Origin of the sequence: Nocardioides sp. S5 (genome assembly GCF_017310035.1) — a bacterium.
Taxonomy (GTDB): Bacteria; Actinomycetota; Actinomycetes; order Propionibacteriales; family Nocardioidaceae; genus Nocardioides.
In genome coordinates this window covers 1,154,933-1,170,789 of the sequence record NZ_CP022296.1, presented here as the reverse complement: position 1 = coordinate 1,170,789, position 15,857 = coordinate 1,154,933, and the positions used below count along the sequence as shown (strand labels likewise).

At 70.7% G+C, this 15,857-nt stretch carries 14 protein-coding genes; 4 read left to right on the top strand and 10 right to left on the bottom strand.

All coding sequences use genetic code 11. The annotated features are described in order from the left end of the window. Window positions 1-25: 25 nt before the first annotated feature. Window positions 26-283: a WhiB family transcriptional regulator gene (locus CFI00_RS05765; RefSeq protein WP_091199910.1), complete on the bottom strand. Its 258-nt coding sequence runs from the start codon at window positions 281-283 to the stop codon at window positions 26-28. 124 nt (window positions 284-407) lie between these two features. Between CFI00_RS05765 and cofD the strand changes: the two genes are divergently transcribed. Genes cofD through CFI00_RS05745 form a run of 4 tightly spaced genes read left to right on the top strand, consistent with a single transcriptional unit; the run spans window position 408 to window position 3,896 of the window. Continuing rightward, window positions 408-1,463, top strand: a complete 1,056-nt coding sequence (gene cofD / locus CFI00_RS05760) for a 2-phospho-L-lactate transferase (protein WP_207084299.1) — start codon at window positions 408-410, stop codon at window positions 1,461-1,463. Continuing rightward, the gene (gene cofE, locus CFI00_RS05755; protein WP_207084298.1) at window positions 1,460-2,389 is read left to right on the top strand and encodes a coenzyme F420-0:L-glutamate ligase; all 930 of its coding nucleotides are present in this window, start codon (window positions 1,460-1,462) and stop codon (window positions 2,387-2,389) included. The genes cofD and cofE overlap by 4 nt, the downstream gene beginning before the upstream one ends. A gap of 49 nt (window positions 2,390-2,438) precedes the next feature. Then, window positions 2,439-3,179, top strand: a complete 741-nt coding sequence (locus CFI00_RS05750; protein ID WP_207084297.1) for a DUF3105 domain-containing protein — start codon at window positions 2,439-2,441, stop codon at window positions 3,177-3,179. Window positions 3,180-3,188: 9 nt separating this feature from the next. After that, complete coding sequence (locus CFI00_RS05745; protein ID WP_207084296.1) at window positions 3,189-3,896, top strand: TIGR03089 family protein; 708 nt, start codon at window positions 3,189-3,191, stop codon at window positions 3,894-3,896. 13 nt (window positions 3,897-3,909) lie between these two features. On the opposite strand, the gene CFI00_RS05740 is transcribed toward CFI00_RS05745, so the two are convergent. From CFI00_RS05740 to CFI00_RS05700, 9 genes are all read right to left on the bottom strand, one after another. Beyond that, window positions 3,910-6,633: an FG-GAP-like repeat-containing protein gene (locus tag CFI00_RS05740; protein ID WP_207084295.1), complete on the bottom strand. Its 2,724-nt coding sequence runs from the start codon at window positions 6,631-6,633 to the stop codon at window positions 3,910-3,912. A 226-nt stretch (window positions 6,634-6,859) separates the two neighbouring features. After that, a complete protein-coding gene (locus CFI00_RS05735; protein WP_207084294.1) occupies window positions 6,860-7,630 on the bottom strand; it encodes an ABC transporter ATP-binding protein in 771 nt (256 codons plus the stop codon). After that, the gene (locus CFI00_RS05730; RefSeq protein ID WP_242532704.1) at window positions 7,630-8,538 is read right to left on the bottom strand and encodes an ABC transporter permease; all 909 of its coding nucleotides are present in this window, start codon (window positions 8,536-8,538) and stop codon (window positions 7,630-7,632) included. The genes CFI00_RS05735 and CFI00_RS05730 overlap by 1 nt, the downstream gene beginning before the upstream one ends. 7 nt (window positions 8,539-8,545) lie before the next feature. Next, entirely contained in the window at window positions 8,546-10,585 is a 2,040-nt protein-coding gene (locus CFI00_RS05725; protein ID WP_207084293.1) for a glycosyltransferase, read from the bottom strand. Further along, window positions 10,582-11,790: a UDP-galactopyranose mutase gene (gene glf / locus CFI00_RS05720; protein ID WP_207084292.1), complete on the bottom strand. Its 1,209-nt coding sequence runs from the start codon at window positions 11,788-11,790 to the stop codon at window positions 10,582-10,584. The genes CFI00_RS05725 and glf overlap by 4 nt, the downstream gene beginning before the upstream one ends. 37 nt (window positions 11,791-11,827) lie before the next feature. Continuing rightward, window positions 11,828-12,742, bottom strand: a complete 915-nt coding sequence (locus CFI00_RS05715) for a glycosyltransferase family 2 protein (RefSeq protein ID WP_207084291.1) — start codon at window positions 12,740-12,742, stop codon at window positions 11,828-11,830. Beyond that, window positions 12,739-13,668: a glycosyltransferase family 2 protein gene (locus CFI00_RS05710; protein WP_242532703.1), complete on the bottom strand. Its 930-nt coding sequence runs from the start codon at window positions 13,666-13,668 to the stop codon at window positions 12,739-12,741. Before CFI00_RS05710 ends, CFI00_RS05715 begins: the two co-directional genes overlap by 4 nt. Window positions 13,669-13,699: 31 nt before the next feature. Further along, window positions 13,700-15,154 carry an LCP family protein gene (locus CFI00_RS05705; RefSeq protein WP_242532846.1) on the bottom strand — a complete coding sequence of 485 codons (1,455 nt, stop codon included), beginning with the start codon at window positions 15,152-15,154 and terminating at the stop codon, window positions 13,700-13,702. 190 nt (window positions 15,155-15,344) lie between these two features. Beyond that, window positions 15,345-15,842, bottom strand: coding sequence for an acyl-CoA thioesterase (locus CFI00_RS05700; RefSeq protein ID WP_242532702.1), 498 nt, complete (start codon window positions 15,840-15,842; stop codon window positions 15,345-15,347). Between the last annotated feature and the right edge of the window lie 15 nt (window positions 15,843-15,857).

The window sequence follows — 15,857 nt, the reverse complement described above, 5'->3', positions numbered from 1 at the left end:
TCCGAAAACGGCGTGGGACGCTCGGTCAGACCGCGCGCTTCTTCAGCTTGCGACGCTCGCGCTCGGACAGGCCGCCCCAGATCCCGAAGCGCTCGTCGTTCATCAGGGCGGACTCGAGGCAGTCGTCACGCACCTCGCACGTCAGGCACACCTTCTTGGCCTCGCGGGTCGAACCACCCTTCTCGGGGAAGAACGCCTCGGGGTCCGTCTGCGCGCACAGGGCGCGGTCCTGCCACCCGAGCTCTTCGCCCTCGGGTTCGAGAAGAAACAGTTCTGCTCTCATGGTGGTAAGCCCTTTCGACCCGGCTACGAACAACCCAATGACACTGTGGGAATTACATGCCTGTCGTTCCCGTAAGTCAAGCCCGGATCTGATATACCCGTTCGCCTTCCGGCAGGCTGCTCCTATGCCATCATCACCGTCACCGCTCCGCCGTGTCACCGTCCTCTCGGGAGGTGTCGGCGGCGCGAGGTTCGTCCAGGGCCTGCTCCACGGCCTGCGCACCGGCGCCGTGCCCGGCGGGAGCGCCGACACCCAGGTCACCGTCGTGGCCAACACCGCCGACGACTGGTGGATCCACGGGCTGAAGGTCTGCCCCGACCTCGACACGGTGATGTACACCCTCGGGGAGGGGATCGACGTCGAGCGCGGGTGGGGCCGCAGCGAGGAGACGTGGAGCGCGAAGACCGAGCTGGAGGCGTACGGCGTGGAGCCGACGTGGTTCGGCCTCGGCGACCGCGACATCGCCACCCACCTCGTGCGCACCCAGATGCTCGAGGCCGGCTTCGGCCTCTCGCAGGTCACCGAGGCGCTGTGCCGCCGATGGCTCGAGCCGCTCCACGGTGACCGCGTGCGACTCCTCCCGATGAGCGACGACCGGGTGGAGACGCACGTCGCGATCGCGGACCCCGACAGCGCCAGCGGGCGCCGCGTCGTGCACTTCCAGGAGTACTGGGTGCGGCTGCGTGCCGAAGTGCCCGCGGAGGCGGTCCTCGCCGTGGGGCAGGACTCCTCCACACCCGGCCCCGGCGTGCTCGACGCCATCGCGGGCGCCGACCTCGTGGTGCTGCCGCCGTCCAACCCGGTCGTGTCGGTCGGCACGATCCTCGGCGTCCCCGGGATCCGCGACGCCGTGCGTGCCACCGCCGCCCCGGTCGTGGGCCTGTCCCCCATCGTCGGTCCCTCCCACGTGCACGGCATGGCCCGGCAGATGCTCACCAGCATCGGCGTGGAGGTCAGCGCGGCGGCCGTCGGGATCCACTACGGCGCACGCTCGCGCGGCGGCGTCCTCGACGGGTGGCTGGTCGACAGCCGCGACGCCGACCAGCTCCCCCGGCTCGAGGAGGCCGGCATCGCAGCCCGCGCGGTGCCGCTGATGATGACCGATCACGACGCGACCGCGGCGATGGCGGCGGCCGCCGTCGCGCTCGTGCCGGATGCCAGCCCGGACGCAGGCGCGTGAGCCGGCTCGAGGTCTGGGCCCCGGACGGCCTCCCCGAGGTGCAGGCCGGCGACGACCTGGCCGGCCTGCTGCTCGGCGTCCTCCACGGGGGCGCGGACCTCGCGGACGGCGACGTGGTCTGCGTGACCAGCAAGGTGGTGAGCAAGGCCGAGGGGCGCACCCGCAGGGGTGGGCGCGAGGAGGCCATCGACGAGGAGTCGGTGCGCCTGGTCGCCCGTCGCGGCGCGACCCGCATCGTCCGGCACCGCCTCGGCCTCACCATGGCGGCGGCCGGCGTCGACGCCTCCAACGTCGCCGCGGGCTCCATCGTGCTCCTGCCGCTGGACCCCGACGCCTCGGCCCGCGCACTGCGTCGCGAGATCCATGACCGCGCCGGCGCCAACGTCGCCGTCGTCGTCACGGACACGGCCGGCCGGGCCTGGCGCGAGGGCCAGACCGACCTCGCCATCGGGGCCGCCGGCCTCGTGGTGGCCGAGGACTTCGCGGGCCGCACCGACCCGCACGGCAATCCCCTCGCCGTCACCCTCCCCGCAGTCGCCGACGAGCTCGCCGGCGCCGCCGAGCTGGCCCAGGGCAAGCTGTCCGGCCGCCCGCTCGCCGTGGTGCGCGGCCGCGCCGACCTGGTGCTGGCGCCCGGCGAGGACGGGACCGGCGCCGTCGCGCTGGTGCGCCCCGACGGGGCGGACCTCTTCGGCTGGGGTGCGCGCGAGGCGGTCGTACGCGCCCTGGTCGGGGACGACGCGGACCGCGCACCCTTCGGTGCGCCCGCCGACGCCGACGAGCTCGCGGCGGCCATCGGGCGACTCCCCGACGCGTCCGACCGCACCGCCGTCTCGGCCGTCTGCTTCGCCCACGGGTGGCGCATCGAGGACTGGGAGCGGGACGGATCCGACGGCGTGTGCGACGGATCACCGCGCACTACGTAGACTCTGCCAGCGCAGTCCGTCGTCCACCGACCGAGAGACACCGAGCACCGTGGCCAAGCAGGCAAAGAAGACCGACCGTCAGGCGGTCATCGACTCCATCCGTTCCCAGCAGTCGCGCTCCGAGAACCGGCGCGGCATGGCCATCGTCGGCGTGTGCGTGCTGGTCGCCGTGCTCATCGTCGGCGCCGCCGCGTTCAAGCCCGTCAAGGACTGGTACGACCTGCGCGCCTTCTCATCCGACTCGCTGAGCGAGATCGGCGCCGAGGCCTCGGTGTGCCAGGAGGTCACCACGAAGCCTGCGGAGGGCAACCAGGACCACGTGGACGTCGGCACGCCGATGACCTACCCGGACTCCCCGCCTGCCTTCGGCACCCACTGGAACCTGTGGGACAGCATGGACCGCAAGCTCTACACCACTTCGGACCGTCCCGAGCTCGGTGAGCTCGTGCACAACCTCGAGCACGGTTTCACCGTCCTCTGGTACGACGAGACCATCGCCGACGACGCGGACAAGATGGACCAGCTGCGCGGCATCGCCTCGAAGCTCGAGGGCACCACCAACTACCGCGACAAGTTCAAGGCCGTGCCGTGGACGTCCGAGGACGGCGAGCCCTTCCCCGACGGCCAGCACGTCGCCCTGACCCACTGGTCCGTCGGCGGTGTCGGCGAGACCGACCCCTCCAAGGCGGTCGGCGTGTGGCAGTACTGCTCGGACCTGAGCGGTGCCGCCCTCGACACCTTCATGACCGACTACCCCTACATGGACTCCCCCGAGCCCAACGCGGTCTGAGCCGGCTGCGTGGCCACCTTCGCCGACGTGCTCGGCGCCCAGCTGCGGCGTGACCCGGGCCGGCCCCTGGTCACCTTCTACGACCACGCCACCGACGAGCGCGTCGAGCTGTCGGTGACGACGTACGCCAACTGGGTGGCCAAGGCGTCCGGCCTGCTGGTCGACGTGGCCGACCTCGAGCGCGGGATGTCGCTGCGCATCGACCTGCCATCGCACTGGCTCTCGACGGTGTTCCTCGGGGCGGCCTGGACGGTCGGGCTGAGGGTGACGACCTCGGACGAGCCCGACGCGGTGGTCTGCGGCCCCGACAGCCTGGACGCCTGGGCATCCCGCGCCGCGGCGCTGCCGGTGCTCGCGTGCAGCCTGCGCCCGCTGGGCGTCCGGTTCGCCGAGCCGCTCCCGGCCGGCGTCCTCGACGTCGGGGTCGAGATCTGGTCGCAGCCCGACGGCTTCACCGCCTGGGACCCGCCGACCGGGGACGACCTCGCGACCGACGCCCTCACCCAGGACGCCCTGCACGACCTGACGGCCGCCGTCGGGAGTGCACTCACCGACGGCGGCCGTCTTCTGTCGGTGGCCGACCCGGCTTCCCCACCAGGAATGGCCACCCTCACCGAGCCCCTCCGAAGGGGAGGCTCGCTGGTCCTCGTCCGCAACCCCGACCCGGACCGCCTCGACGACGTCTTCGCCGCCGAACGCGCGACCGCACGGGCCTGACTGCGCTGGTCGCTCACCCGGCCAGGTCGAAGGCCCCCAGTCCCTCGCCCAGCACCCGGGGGGTCGAGACGCCCGAGCGACGACCGCTGTAGACGTAGACCATGCCGCTGGCACGCTCACGCACGACGTAGTCGCTCTTGCCCTTCAGCGTCATCGGCTGGACGCCAAACACCCAGTCGAAGCCCGAGAGGTCCGAGGGCAGACCGGCCGGCATCGGCACGGCTCCCTTCACCGGCACCGCAGCAGCGAAGGCCAACCCGTCGCCGCGCCACAGCGAGAGCGTGCCGCCCGTGGTGCCGACGAGGTCCGGGTTGCCGTCGCCGGTCACGTCGCCGACCGCGGTCAGGCCGGTGATGCTCCCCCAGCCGGGACCCAGCACGCGAGGCGCCGAGAGCGCGCCCGTCCCCTTGCCCGCGAAGAGCAGCAGCTGGCCCGAGGTGTCGCGGCCGACCACGTCGCCGAATCCGTCGCGGTCGACGTCGCCGGCGTTGAGCACCGTGTCGAGGCCGGCGAAGGAGACACCGGTGTCCACCGGGGCACCGAGCTCAAAGGTGTCCCTGTTGGCGACCACCACGAGCTGCTTGCCTGCCACGCCGATCAGGTCCGCACCCTGGCCACCGACCAGGTTGGTGCCGGTGATCCAGCGCATGCTCTTGAGGTTCGAGGCCGGTCCGCGCCCGGCGCCGTACGACCCGTCGCCGCGTCCGGGGAGCATCAGCATCTTGCCGGTGCTGGTGCGGGCCACGAGGTCGGAGGTGCCGTCGCCGTTGAAGTCGCCGGCGACGAGGCGGTTGTAGCCGCGCCACGAGCCGGCCACGCGCTGCGGCGGGGCGAAGCGCCCGGTGCCGTAGCCGGTCTGGAGGAAGAGCCGGTTCTTCGTGCGCAGCAGCAGGTCCGCACGACCGTCGCGGTTCAGGTCACCGGCGCCGATGAGCTGGCGGTAGTCGCCGTATCCCTTGCGGGTCATCTTGCGGTCGAAGCCACCGCGGCCGGTCGCCATGAGCGTGGTGAGGCGGCCCTTGAAGCGGGCGACCAGGTCGTTGCGGCCGTCACCGTTGATGTCACCGACGGCGGTGATGAGCGAGTAGCCGCGCAGCGACATCTTCTTGGTGGTGGCACCGAACTTCCCGTTGCCCTTGCCGGCCCGGACGCGCACGATCCCGGACCGGTCGACGGTCACCAGGTCGGCCAGGCCGTCGCCGCTGAGGTCGGGCGAGACCAGGACGTCGGAGCGCTTGTCCCAGCCGCTCCTCCCGACCACGATCCGCTTCTGGAACGACGTCAGGCCGCCCGTCGGGATCACCAGGCCGCGGCCGTCCGAGGCGCGGCGCACTACGAGATCGGGGTAGGGCGAGGCGTCGAGGTTGTTCTGCGGGGCAGGCGCGGACACCTCGACGGGCTGCACGGTCGGGGGCACCGGGGTGACCGGCGCCGCGCTGCTGGCGTACTGCCGGATGACCGCGAGCTTGGCGTAGAGGTAGCGGCCCGGGCACGCCGTGGACCCCGCGTCACGGTGGCCGTTGATGGCCGGGAAGGTCGAGCGACCGACCTTCTGCGACGTCGACGCGGGGTTCACGCCGTGCAGGGACAGCTTCCAGGCGAACAGGGCGCCGTAGGCCCGCAGCATCACGTCCGGCGGCTGCACGGTGTCGAAGTTGCCGATGGCCGACATCGCGAAGGCGTAGTCGTTGTAGTTGAGCGTGTGGGCGCCGACGACCGGCTTGTCGATGCCGCCGAAGCGGCCCTCCCAGATCCGACCGAAGCGGTCGACGAGGAAGTTGTAGCCGATGTCGCTCCAGCCGCGGGACTTCACGTGGTAGGCGTAGATGCTGCGCAGGATCGCCGGGACCTGCGCCTCGGTGTAGTCGTTGGCGTTCACGGTGTGGTGCACGAAGCCGGCGCTGATGGAGCCGTAGCGCAGCGCGCTCTTGTTGCGGATGCTCTCGTCGGCGCCCCACTGCGCGCGGGAGAACACCGTGGGCTGTGCGGCGGTCCTCGCGGACGCTGCCCGCAGGCTGATGCCCTCGGACTGCATCAGCTCGTCCTGCTCTGCGAAGTCCTGCTCGTAGGCGGCCGTGGGGTCGTCGCCGGTCTCCTGCTGCGACGACTGCTGGGCCGGCGCCTCGGTCTCGCTGCCCCGGGCCGTGCCGGGGTCGACCAGCGCGAGCGAGAGGTCGTCGGGCAGCGTCGTGCCGTCGGTGCTCGCCTCGACCTGGACGTCGTCGACGTCGCCGACGAACATCGGCTCGGTGCCCGGGCGCGACGCGCGCCCCTCGGCGCTGTCGGCGTCGGGGCCGTGCTCGTCGTGGTACTCGAGGTCCTCCCAGGCGCTCCACTCCTCGCCGGTGCGGGTGCGCACCTTCAGCGAGATCTGGTCCTCCTCCAGGTCCTCCCCGTGCTCCCAGGTGACGCCGATGGCCGCGAAGCCGGTGACGGGCTGCGGCGTGCTCTGCACCCGCGCCGCGGTGGGGCTGCCGGCGACCGTACGGCCCTTCAGACCGGAGAACCCGCCCGCTGCGCCGGTCAGCGGCACCTCGGTGACCTCGGGCGTGACCGCGGAGGTCGGCACGGTGGCCGACATCAGCGCGGCCGAGGCGTCCGGCGCGGTCTGCGAGGGGTGCTCACCGACGATGTCGAGCGACACCACGCCAGAGGCCGGGGTGAGGACGACGAGGACGACACCCAGGGCCAGCACCTGCTGGCAGAGGGTGACGAGACGTGCCTGAAGAGGGCGCATGGGAACTCAGCTCCTGTGTGGGGGAAGGTCACACAAGGCAGAAGTTCACACCAGTCACACCAGTCACGGAAGAGTTTCTGAGTAACTACAACAGTGTAATTTCCACTCGACACGCCGTTACATGGGTGTAATTCTGAACGATCGCGGCACTTATTCATGGAAGACGCGCCGAAAGCAGCACTCCCGCCCCCCAACGCGGGGAGCGGGAGTGTCGCGGGCCGAGGCCCTATATGTCGGCGCCGAGACCGTCGTCGTCGTCGCCGTTGTCGTCGCTCTCGTCGTAGTGGAGGTAGCGGATGCCCTCCTCGACGTCACCGTCGAAGCCGAGCCTGCCGCTCTCCATCACGAGCACGCGGTTGCAGAGGTTGCGCACCGAGCCGGGCGCGTGGGAGACGTAGAACATCGTGACGCCGGAGGAGACGATCTCGTCCATGCGCTTCTTGCACTTGCGCTTGAACGGCCGGTCCCCCACCGCCAGCGCCTCGTCGGCGATGAAGATGTCGGCGTCGACGTTGACCGCGACCGAGAAGCCCAGGCGCGCCCTCATGCCGGAGCTGTAGTAGGCGACGTCGGTGTCGAGGAACTTGCCGAGGTCGGCGAAGTCGACGATCTCGTCGAACTTGCGGTCGGTCTCGGCCCGCGACATCCCCAGGATGGCGGCGTTGAGGTAGAGGTTCTCCCGGCCGCTGAGGTTGTTGTCGAAGCCGGTGCCGGTGGCGATCAGGCCGGCGATCCGCCCGCGGGTCAGCACGGAGCCCGAGTCGGGGCGCATCACCCCGCTGATCAGCTTGAGCAGGGTCGACTTCCCGGAGCCGTTGAGCCCCATCAGGCCGACGGACTCCCCCTCTCTGACCGTGAAGCTCACGTCGTCGACGGCGTTGAACGTGTCGTGGGTCTTGCGGCCGCGGGCCTTGGCCAGCACGGTCTGCTTGAGCGAGCGCTGGTAGGACAGCGTGAAGGCCTTGGTGGCGTTCTCCACCTGGATCATCGTCGTCATCAGAGGCGCTCCGGGACCCGCGCCTCGAGGCGGGAGAAGACTCGTTGGGCCAGCACGAGGAGCACCAGCGAGATGCCGGTCATGATCAGTCCGCGGGTGAAGAGGTGGTCGGGCAGGTGCACCGCGGCCGTGGCGTCCGGGTCGCTGGTGGTGCCGGTCCAGAAGCCCCGCTGGATCAGCAGCACGGCCTCAGCCATCGGGTTGAGGAGGTAGTAGCTCGCGATCGGCTCGCCGAAGCGCTCCTGCACCAGCGTGAAGGGGTACATCATGGGCACGCTGAAGGTGACGAACTGCGTGAGCGTCTGGGCGATCTTGCTGATGTCGCGCATGAAGACGTTGCCCACGCTGAAGAGCAGGCCGAGGGCGAGCCCCAGGGCCGCCGCGAGCGTGAAGCCGAGCAGGGCCGCGGCGACCCCGACGAGGTCGGGCCGCCAGCCGAGGAACAGGCAGGGCACGAGCAGGATGACGATCATCGGGACGGTGTGCCACGCGGCGACCAGCATCCGCGCGACCGGGAACATCTCCCGTGGCACGGGCAGCTTGGTGATGAGCGAGCGGTTCTGCACCAGCGACTGGGTGCCGCCGTTGAAGGTCTCGGTGAAGAAGTGGACGATCACCATGCCGGCGAACAGGTGGATGGCGAAGTTCTCCATCCCGGCTCCGCGGCCGATCATCACCTGGAACAGGAAGTAGAACATGCAGAACCGGATCGCCGGCTGCAGGTAGCTCCACACCCAGCCCAGCACCGTGCCCTGGTAGCGCGACTTGATGGTGTTGCGCACCAGCATGCCGAGCAGGTAGCGACGGCGTACGACCTCGGCGAGGCCGGTCGCCGCCGGCGGCGCCAGCGGCAGCGCCTCCAGCTCGGCGGCGGTGGGGCGGGGACGCCCGACGGGGGGCGTGCTCACTGCCCGCTCACTCGTCACCGTCGCGCTGCTCGGTGTACGGCGCGAAGGTCTTCTCCCACGCCTCGGGCGAGGTGATCTCCCCCAGCGCCTCGCGGTACTGGCGGGCGAGCTGGGGCCACTCGCGGTGGAAGCGGCGGTGGATCTCCATGGTGCGCTTCATCAGGTCGCGGTAGCGGGCCGGGTCGCGCTGGTAGAGCGCGACCGAGCTGCCGTCGTTCATCGACACCACGGCCGAGTCGTACTTGACCAGGTTGAACCAGCCCGAGTCCATCGCCGGGAGCTCGGCCTCGGGGTACTGGCGCGACATCTCGCGGACCGGTCGCAGCTGGCGCAGCGGGGCCAGGCCCGCGGCCACCAGCGTGCTGAGCCGGCCGGGGATCTCGATGTCGGACTTGCCCTTCTTCGGGGGCTTCTTGCGGCGCACCGGCGGCAGGTCGTCGCGGTCCTCGACGAGCTGGGCGTCGGTGAACTGCTTGCGGAAGGCGTTGATCTCGCCGAGCTTGGTCCCCAGCTCGCCGTGCAGGGCGTGGGGGCCGCGCAGCACGTCCTCCAGCGCGAGGTGGCGCAGCTCGGCGGTGGAGTACTGCAGGGAGGCGAGGTGCTTGACCTGGTGGTTGAAGCTCTCGCGCACCATCCGCCCGCCGCGCTCGTAGGGCGAGTGCAGCAGCGCGGCGATGAAGCGGTTGCGCTGGTGGAAGTAGGACTGCCAGTCGACGCCGTCGTTCTTGTCCGTCCACGGCACGTGCCAGACCGCGGCACCCGGGAAGGACACCGTGGGGTAGCCCGCCTGCTTGGCGCGCAGGCCGAACTCGGAGTCGTCCCACTTGATGAAGACCGGCAGCGACAGGCCGACCTCCTCGAGCACGACCCTCGGGATCAGGCACATGAACCAGCCGTTGAAGTCGACGTCGGCGCGCTTGTGCAGCCAGCGCGCCGAGCGCAGGTTGCGGGCGCCGAAGTCCCACTGGCTGTAGCCGTCGAGACGGGTCTGCCACCAGAAGCGCCACGGCTGGACGATCTCGCCGAAGGAGTGCAGCTGCGAGCGGTTGTAGATGTTGAACATGTGGCCACCGACGATGGTCGGGCGCTTGGCCAGGTCGCCGAAGGTGACCGCGCGGATCACGCCCTCCGGCTCGCAGACGACGTCGTCGTCCATCATCAGGGCGTACGTCGCGGTGCCCTTGCGCACGCTCTCGAGCTGGCCGCGGGCATAGCCGCCCGAGCCGCCGAGGTTGCCCTGGACCAGCACCCGCAGGCGGTCGCCGAGCACCTCCTGGGCGTGCGGGAAGAACTCGGAGTCCGCCACGAGGTCCTTGCCCTGCTCCATCACCATGACGGTGTCGAGGTAGGGGGCGAGCACCTCGTCCTCGCCGAGCTGGGTGAGCAGCTTGGCGCAGAAGTCGGGGCGGTTCATCGTGGTGATGCAGATGTCGGCGGTGCCGTGACCGGCGCGGTCGGCGGGGACCTGCGCGTTCCACTCGGCGCCCTCGACGACGGCGCCGTGGTCGCCGGCGACGACGTCGTACCAGTACCACCCGCCGTCGACGAACGGCTTGAGCGGCAGGGCGAAGGTGAACGTCCCCGCCTCACCCTCGACGACAGCGGAGTCGACGCGCTGGGCGTGGCCGCGCGCCATCGACTTGTAGACGGTGACGACCGAGCCCGCGCCGCTCAGGCGGACGGTCAGCTCGACGTCGGTGACGACCGTGTGGCGGCGCCAGTAGGACGCCGGGAAGGCGTTGAAGTAGGTGCCGAAGGACAGCAGCTGCGAGGGCTCGAGCCGCAGCTCGGTGCGCGAGCGGATCTGGTCGGGGTGCAGCTTGCGCCCCGTCGAGGTCGACTGGCGGATGGCGGCGTTGTTGAGGTCCTTGGCCGCCTTGCTGCCGCCCACGTCGTGCCGGTCGGTGTCGAGCACGGCCTCCTCGAGGTCGACGTAGAGCGGGAAGACGTCGGTGTCGCGGTCGACGGGCAGGATCTGCCGCTGCAGCAACCGGGTGACGGTCTGCTCGCGCGTGCCCGTGCTCGTGCCCGTGGTGGTGGTGCTCATGCCTCGATGCCTCCGCTGGTCAGCTCCGCGCCCTCGGTGAAGTGGGGCTTGAGCTTGTTGTCGTACATCGACAGCGCGGCCCCGATGGCCATGTGCATGTCGAGGTACTTGTAGGTGCCCAGGCGCCCGCCGAACAGCACCATCGGCTCGGCCTTGGCCAGCTCGCGGTACTTCAGCAGCTTGGCGCGGTCGTCGGCGGTGTTCACCGGGTAGTAGGGCTCGTCGCCCTCCTCCGCGAAGCGGCTGTACTCGTGGACGATCACGCTCTTGCCGGGCAGGTGGGTCTTCTCGCGCTCGGGGTGGAAGTGCTTGAACTCGATGATGCGCGTGTAGGGGACGTCCTGGTCGTTGTAGTTGACCACGCCGGTGCCCTGGAAGTCGTCGGTGTCGACGACGCTCTCCTCCAGGTCGACGGTGCGCCACGACAGCCGGCCCTCGGAGTTGCCGAAGTACTCATCCACCGGACCGGTGTAGACGATCGGGACCTTGCCCTTGAACTCGTCGGCCACTGCGAAGAAGTCGGTCTCCAGGCGCACCTCGATGTTCGGGTGGTCGGCCATCCGGGTCAGCCACGCGGTGTAGCCGTCGACCGGGAGGCCCTCGTAGGTGTCGCTGAACCAGCCGTTCTGGAAGGTGAAGCGCACCGGCAGGCGCGTGATGATGTCCGCGCTCAGCTCGGTCGGGTCGGTCTGCCACTGCTTGGCGGTGTAGCCCTTGATGAACGCCTCGTAGAGGGGACGGCCGATGAGGCTGATCGCCTTCTCCTCGAGGTTCGAGGCGTCCTCGGTGGCGACCTCGCTCGACTGCTCGGCGATGAGCGCGCGGGCCTCGTCGGGGGTGTGGGACCTGCCGAAGAACTGGTTGATCAGCGCCAGGTTGAGCGGCAGCGAGTAGACCTGCCCCTGGTACTTGCCGAAGACGCGGTGGCGGTAGTCGGTGAAGGAGGTGAACCGGTTGGCGTACTCCCACACCCGCTCGTTGGAGGTGTGGAACAGGTGCGCGCCGTACTTGTGCACCTCCACGTTGGTCTCCGGGTCGCGCTCGCTGTAGGCGTTGCCACCGAGGTGGTGGCGGCGCTCGAGGATGAGCACCCGCAGGCCCAGCTCCTCGGCGCAGCGCTCGGCGATCGTGAGGCCGAAGAGTCCGGCGCCGACGATGACGAGGTCGGGAAGCGTTTCCGTGTCGTGCGTGGGGCCCTGGGACAAGGGATGAACTCCTGTGGGTGAGATGCGCTGGGTGAGTCTATCGAGGGGGACGTGCGGAGTCGGTGAGGCGGCGCATGCCCCGTGCCGAGGCCATGGCACGGATCACGTTGCGGGCCTCCGCCCGGCCGCCGCGCAGCGGGCTGAGGAGGACCACCGCGAGGGTGATCAGCCACGGCTTGGCCCGCACGAGCGCGTTCTCCCCGTGGCGCAGGTGCACCACGAAGAGGTTGCGGTACATGTAGAAGCCCTTCCAGCCGGACAGGTCGTGCTGCTGGTTGAAGTCGAGCTGGCGCACGAGCACCGCGTCGCGGACCGCCCAGATCCGGCGCCCGGTCCGGCGGGCACGGACGGCGTACTCGGCGTCGTCGTAGAAGATGAAGAACGAGGGGTCGGGGAAGCCGATCTCCTCGATGACGCTGCGCCGGGCCATGAAGCCCTCGAAGGCCACGTTGTGCACCTCGACGAGGGCGGGCATCGACGCGCGGTCGGCGTACGTCCTGTCGACCGTCGCGCGCTTGGGCTTGATCGCCAGCGGGTTGCGCAGGTCGAAGTCGACCGCCGCCTTCTCCACGAGCGCGCCCGAGAGGTCCTCGCGCACGGCGATCAGGCAGTCCTCGTCGACGGCCATGAGCGCGGCCAGGCAGCCGGGGGCGGGGACGACGTCGTCGTCCATCAGCCACACGCGGTCGAAGCCCTGGTCGTACGCCGCCCGCACGCCGCGGTGGAACCCGCCGGCCCCGCCGAGGTTGTCCTGCCGGATCACCTCGAGCGGCAGGTCGGTGCGCGCAGCCAGCACCTCGGGGGTGTGGTCGGCGCTCGCGTTGTCGACGACGATCACCGCGTCGGGGGCGTGCGTCTGGGCGGCGATCCCGTCGAGCATGGCGCCCAGCAGGTCGGCGCGGTCGTGGGTGACGACGACGACCGCGACGCTCTCGTGCGCGGTCGCGCTCATCCGAGGAACCTCCGGTGGCCGTCGAAGTCCCCGGCGATGCCGGCGCGCATGGCTCCCAGGCTGAGCCGCAGGCGTGCCAGGCTCGGGCGGGTGAAGGTGTAGAACCAGGCGGTCTTCACCACGAACGCGAACGCGTGCAGCGGCCCGCGGTAGTCGCGCAGGTTGACCAGGTTGTTGCGCGCCATGCAGTAGTGCTTGAGGTCGCTCGGCGAGTCGTTGTAGGTCGTGCGGCCGAACATCATCGGGGTGCCGAGGTTGCCCACGCTGGGGTGGCGCACGGTGGCGGTGACGACGGTGGCGACGCGGGCGCCGGCCTCCTCGGCGCGCAGCCGGTACTCGTGGTCGTCGCCCCAGATGAAGAACTCCTCGCGCGGCAGGCCGATCCGGTCGACGAGCTCCTTGGTGACCAGCACGCCGTTGAACGGGATCACGATGCCGTCGATGCGGTCGGCGCGCGCGGCACGGCGTACGTCGTCGACGGCGTGCACCACGCGGGCGCCGCCGGGCAGCCGGATCGGGAAGACCAGCCGACCGGGGTCGGCCTCGTCGACGACCAGCGGGCCCCAGAAGTCGAGGTTGTCGGTCTCCTCCAGCAGCCGCTCGAGGCAGTCGTGGTCGGGCAGGCCGTCGTCGTCCATGAGCCAGACCAGGTCGGCCTCGCGGTCGATGGCCCAGGCGAGCCCGTCGTGGAAGCCGCCGGCGCCGCCGCGGTTGGTGGTCAGGGTGCGCCCCGACAGCGGGATCTCACCGGTGTGCCCGCGCGCGGCCAGCCACTCCCCCGTGCCGTCGGACGAGGCGTTGTCGACCACCAGCACCTCCGCCAGGCCGTCGATCTCACCGAGTCGCGTCACGAGCTTCTCGAGCAGCCCGAGGCGGTTGAAGGTGACCACGACCGCGACGATGCGGGGCAGGGGTCCGGTGGTCACGGCGTACACAGTAGGGGTCGGGCGCGGGGCCTCAACAAACCGCGCCGAGGTCCTCCGACTGGTTCGCCGCGTAGCCGGTCGACAGGGAGCCGAGCGAGCCGCCCGTGACCGCCGGGGGCGGGGTCGGGGTGGTCGGCGCGGCGGGCGGCGCGGAGGAGGTGGCCGGAGCCGCGGGCGTCGCGGAGTCGCCCGCGTCCGGTGCGGGGACCTCGGCCGCCGGCGCGTCGGCCGCCTCAGCGGTCTCCACGACCGGCTTCTGGCCCTCGGCGCGCGCGATGGCGGCGGCGACCTTCTGCTGCACGAGCGCGATGTCGGGGTCCGCGGTGTTGATCATCGGCGGCACCAGGGACAGCGTGGCGATCTTCTGGTTGCGGGCCTTGAGCGCGAGGTCGACGAAGCGGTCGACCTCGCCGCGGGGGATGTCGGTGGAGACCATCGCCGAGCTCGCGCCGGCGATCTCCTCGAAGTTGCTCAGCGCGACCTGGGGGCTGACCTGCTGGAGCATCGCGCCCATCACGCACTTCTGCCGCGCCATCCGCGAGTAGTCGTCCGAGCCCTCGCGGGCCCGGGCGAACCACAGCGTGTCGTGACCGCCGAGGGTGCGGACGCCGGGCTCGATGTAGTGGAAGGTCTTCTCGTGGGGCAGCCCCACGGGGATCGGCTGGCGCACGTTGAGCTCCACGCCGCCGACGGCGTCGACGAGGTCCTTGAAGCCCTCGAGGTTGACCATCGCCCAGTAGTTCATCTTCAGGCCGGTGATGCCCTCGACGCCCATGACGGTCGCGTCGACGCCGGGGTTCTTCGAGCCCTTGAACAGCTCGGCGTTGTCGAGGGCCCAGGTGGCGAGACCGTTGAGGTACTGGCCCTCGGCGTCGAAGCCGTTCGGGAACTGCTCGTCCATCACCGAGCCCTCGGCGAAGGGGAAGTTCTGCATGTTGCGCGGCAGCGAGATGAGCACCGTCTTGCCGGTCTCGGCGTCGATGCTTGCCACGGTCATCGAGTCCGGGCGCAGGCCCCAGCGTCCCGCACCGGAGTCGCCGCCCATGAGCAGGACGTTGTAGCGCCCCTGGTGGGCGTCGACGGCCGCGCCGTCGCCGAACATCGAGATCATGAACTGGCGCTGGACGCCGACCATGTGGGCGCCGAAGAGGAGGGCGCCGGCGACGCTGAAGCACAGCAGGCCGTTGACGCCGACGATCGCGAGGCGGTGCTGGCGCTGCAGGGTCAGGGGCTGGCCGAGGCGCCAGGCGTCGACGAAGAGGTAGGCCCACGCGACCGCGAGGCCGATCAGCGCGACGCGCAGCACCAGCAGGAAGGTCGTGTCGGTGCCGGCCCAGAAGGCGACGCCGTGCCAGAAGTACGACGACACCAGCGCCGTCGCGCCCAGCGCGAGGAGCACCAGCCAGGTGCGCAGCGCGAGCAGGCCCACCCGACGGTTGCCGGAGACCAGCTGCGCGGAGCCGGGCAGGACGAGGGTCATCAGCATCAGGGTCACCGCGCGACGGAACCGCACACGCTGCGCGCGGTCGAGCGTGGTGAAGCGCGTCTGGTGCGACCCGGGGGGCGGGACGGGCGGCATCGGGGGCCTTTCAGCTGGGGGAAGTCAGCCCGACCAGTATCACCAGTCACACCCGTCCCACCGGTGCGCGACTCGCCGTGACGAGCAGGCTGGGCGGTCAGCCCTCGCGGCCCCGGTCGATCTCGGCCTTGCGCGCCAGCCGGTGCGCACGCCGGATCTCGGCCTCGCGCTGGCGGCGTACGTCGTCGGGCGTCTCGGTCTCCAGCGGGGGCACGGGGCGCGGACGGCCGTCCTCGTCGATGGCGACGAAGACGAAGTAGGCGCTGGCGACGTGGACCGGCTCGTCGCCGGCATTGCCCCACGGCTGAGCCTCGACGCGCACGCCGATCTCCATCGAGGAGGTGCCGGCCCAGTTGACCTGGGCGTAGGTCTTGATGATGTCGCCGACGTGGACCGGCGCGAGGAAGGTCATCTCGTCCATCGCGGCGGTGACTGCCGGACCGCCGCTGTGTCGGTGGGCGACGGCACCGGCCGTGGAGTCGGCGAGCTTCATCACCTCGCCGCCGTGCACGTTGCCCAGCAGGTTGGCCTCGCTCGAGTGCGCCATGATCCCGAGGCTCACGCGGCTGTACGACGTGGGGCGCGGGTTGCTCACCCTCGGCACGGTAGC